This window comes from Aquabacterium sp. (assembly GCF_041915145.1).
Classification (GTDB): Bacteria; Pseudomonadota; Gammaproteobacteria; order Burkholderiales; family Burkholderiaceae_C; genus Aquabacterium.
In genome coordinates, this window is the sequence record NZ_JAYSBZ010000157.1 from 1 (window position 1) to 2,637 (window position 2,637).

Annotated in this window: 1 protein-coding gene and 1 pseudogene; both read right to left on the reverse strand. The window is 68.5% G+C overall.

The annotated features are described in order from the left end of the window. Nucleotides 1-650: pseudogene (locus ACE3SS_RS15420) on the reverse strand (DUF1501 domain-containing protein); the annotation flags it as partial. Between the two features lie 32 nt (nucleotides 651-682). Then, nucleotides 683-2,365: a DUF1800 domain-containing protein gene (locus ACE3SS_RS15425; protein WP_374595464.1), complete on the reverse strand. Its 1,683-nt coding sequence runs from the start codon at nucleotides 2,363-2,365 to the stop codon at nucleotides 683-685. Nucleotides 2,366-2,637: the final 272 nt, after the last annotated feature.

The window sequence follows — 2,637 nt, forward strand, 5'->3', positions numbered from 1 at the left end:
GCGGCCATGCGGCGGCCCTGGTACATCTGGGCGATCACGCTGCTTTGCCGGGCATCGAGCCCGGCGCGCTTGACGTTCTTCAGCACCATGTTCGGCAGCGCCAGGTTGCCGCGCAGCGCCAGCGGCAGCTGATCGGTGAAGGCCATGGCGCCCGGCTGACCGCTGGCGTTGCGCGCCCCACCCAGCTCCACCACCAGCCGGTTCAGAAAGCCCGACTGGTAGTTGCGCGTGCCGCCCAGCGGCTGGCCAAGCTCGATGCTGTCTTGCGTCTCGAAGTGACTGCGCGAGGTGTCGTCGGTGCCGGCAAACGGCACGAAGGCCAACTGCTGCTTCTGCCACAGCGGATACAGCGTGTCGCGCAGCGCCGGGTGCAAGCCCCAGGTGGCGTCGAGCGGCAAGGCGGTGTCGGGCGTGCCGGCTGCGGGTCGGGCGATGGCGATGTTGGGGCGCGACTGGTAATAGAAGTCGCTGCCCACCGGCACCAGCACATTGGCCGCGTCGTAGGCGCCGCGCAAGAACACCACGAGCAGCTTGCTGCGCCCCGCCGAGGGCGACGCGGCGGCCAGCAACCGGGTCGACAGCACCGGCAGGGTGGACGCTGCCAGGCCTTGCAGCAGGGCGCGGCGCGAGAGATGAAATGAGTCCGACATGGTGAGCTCCGGGGGGCGGCTGACGGGGGCGGTCAACGCAGCATGAATTCGGGCGACGACAGCAGGTAGGTGTTCCACTCCTGCGGCGAACGGGCCTGATCGAGCGCCTGCCGCGTGGCGGCGCTCAGCGCGGGTTCGATGGCCTGGTAGTACAGCGCATTCGCTAGTTGCGGAAAGGCCGGGCGCTCGGCCGGCGCGGGTTGGCCGCTGTCGGCGTCGGGCTTGTACAGACCGGCGCTGCCGCTGCCCAGCATGCGGGCGATCTCGAAGCGCGTGTTCATCTGCCCCGCGCCTGACCAGCTCGCTTCGGTGAGCGGATAGCCGTCGGGCGTCTGGTGGTTGTAGAGCCCTTCGCCCATGCGGTTGAGCGCGTTGACGATGGGCATGGCGTTGAGGATGAGCTTGTCGTCGTAGGCCAGGCGCACGGCCGACAGCGCGTAGTGCACCGGGTCCTTGAACTTGCCGGCGTTGGGCCGGTTGGGCGCGGGCAGCGAGGCCACGAATTCTGGCGACTCGATCAGCGCGCGCATCACGGCGCTCAGGTTGCCGTCGCTGGCGGCCCAGGTCTGCGTCATGCGCTGCACCAGCGAGTCGGGCGGCGCATCGGCCACGAAGCAGGTGGCGAGCTTGCGGCACACGAAGCGCGCGCAGGCCGGGTGGCGCGACAGCAGGTCGAGCACCTGCTCGACCTCGGGCCAGCCGCGTCCGGTGATGGTCTGCCCCAGCACCTGCTTGTCGCCGAAGTCGTGCCGCGCCGGGTGGAACTCGAACAGGCCGTCGCGCACATACAGGGCGGCGCGGTCGCCACGCAGCGGAGGCTGTCGGTCTTTCAGATTGACGCCGACGCCGGTGAGCACGCGCGCCAGCTCTTGCACGTCGCGCTGCGTGTAGCCGGCATCGACGCCCAGCGTGTGCAGCTCCAGCAATTCACGCGCGTAGTTTTCGTTGATGTGGCCCGCTGCGTTTTGCGCGTTGTCCAGGTACACCAGCATGGCCGGGTGCTTCAGCGTGGCGGCCAGCAGATCGCGAAAGCGCCCCAGCACATGCGGGCGGATGGCGCGGTCCTCGTAGTCGCCCACCGCCGCGCGCAGGTGATGCTTGTGCATGTGCACATTGAAGTGGTTGAACCAGAACCACGTCAGGTGCTCCTGCAGCTGCGCCGGCGAATACAGGGCGCGCAAGATGAAGCGCTTCATCGACTCATGCGCCAGCCGTTGCTGACTCTCTTGATACGCCTTGCGCTGAGTCTGCTTGGCCTCGTCGCCGCCAGCGGCATCGGCCGCTTGCTTGAGTGATTCGATCTCGGCCAACAGCTGCGGCAAGGATCGCTGCGAGATGCTGAAGCCGTCGATCTGGTTCTGGATCGGCGTGGGCAGCAGCGCCTGCGGCGCCGGTTTGAGTTGCGCATCGACCCAGCGCTGCCAGCCCAGCGCGCTCATGGCGCGCACGCTGCTGGCGTTGGCACCCCAGGTGAGGCGGTTGAGCGCGGCGACGTGCGCGGTATCGAGGCTTGAAGTCGTCGATCCGGGTGGGGTGGCCGGACCGAGCGGGCCGGGTGGCGAGGGCGCGCGGTTGGCTGGCGCAAGGGTGTCGGCACGCGAAGGGCTGGCGCAGCCGCTCAGACCGGCCAGGGTGGCGACGCTGGCGGCCGCGCTGGCGAGCAGGCGGCGGCGCAGCCGATCAGGGGGCGCGAAGTGCGACGGCGACTTGGGCATGACGGCTCCGGTTCGGTTTTCAACCTAACGCGGCAGGCGTCAACTGGACGACCGGCCGAGCTGACAAATCGGGCGGCTTGGCAAAGACGTCGCGCGCCGGATCCGTCCCGGGCCGTTGCCAGCGCCGCGCAGCAACGTACCGGCGAAAAAAAGGTTCATCGAAGAATTCCGTGGGCAGCTGAGAGCCGTTCTTTATGCTGATGCCGGTAACGGCAGAAGCGGGAGGACGGGATGCTGGATCACAAGACGCTGCAGGCGCTGGGCTGCTGGAA